This is a genomic window from Neisseria sp. P0021.S007, assembly GCF_051956855.1.
In genome coordinates this window covers 1-778 of sequence record NZ_JBQCXA010000372.1, presented here as the reverse complement: position 1 = coordinate 778, position 778 = coordinate 1, and the positions used below count along the sequence as shown (strand labels likewise).

Genomic DNA, 778 nt, shown 5'->3' with positions numbered 1-778 from the left:
GAACAAAGACGGCTTGAAAGCAGGTGATGTGAACCTGACCAAGGCTGGCTTGAACAATGGCGGCAACAAGATTACCAACGTTGCGGCCGGTACGGATGACACCGATGCAGTCAATGTTTCTCAACTGAAACAAGCTGCTGCTGCGTCTAAGACTGAAGTCGTTCAAGGTAAGAACATCGTTGTGACTGAAAAAACAGGTGACAAAGGTCAGACTGTTTATGAAGTTGCTACCGATAAAGACTTGGACGTTGACAGCGTGAAAGCCGGTGATACCGCAGTGAATACTGACGGTGTCAAAGTGGGTGATGATGTTGCATTGAACAAAGACGGCTTGAAAGCAGGCAAGGTAAACCTGACTAAAGACGGCTTGGACAATGCGGGCAACAAAGTAACCAACGTAGCGGATGGCGACATCAATGCCAACAGCAAAGATGCCGTTAACGGCAGCCAACTGTTTGCGACCAACCAAAACGTAGCCAACAACGCCGCCAATATCGCCAAAGGCATCAACTTCGGCGGTACCAGCGGCAGCAACAACTACGCGTTGGGCGACACCATCAACGTTAAAGGCGACAGCAACATCATTAGCGAAACCGTAGCCGGTGGTGCTCAACTGAAGTTGGCTGACGAGATTAGCGTGAAGACAGTGAATGCCGATACCTTCAAAGCAGGCGATACTGTGATGAATAACGACGGCGTGAAAGTCGGCGATAAAGTTGCGTTGAACAAAGACGGTCTGACCGCAGGCAACACCGTGGTCAACAACGATGGCGTAACC

The 778-nt window shown here is 50.1% G+C and carries 1 pseudogene; it reads left to right on the top strand.

The features are described 5' to 3' along the window. Positions 1 to 28: 28 nt before the first annotated feature. Positions 29 to 778 (top strand): annotated as a pseudogene (locus ACTHUR_RS13430) (hypothetical protein); the annotation flags it as partial.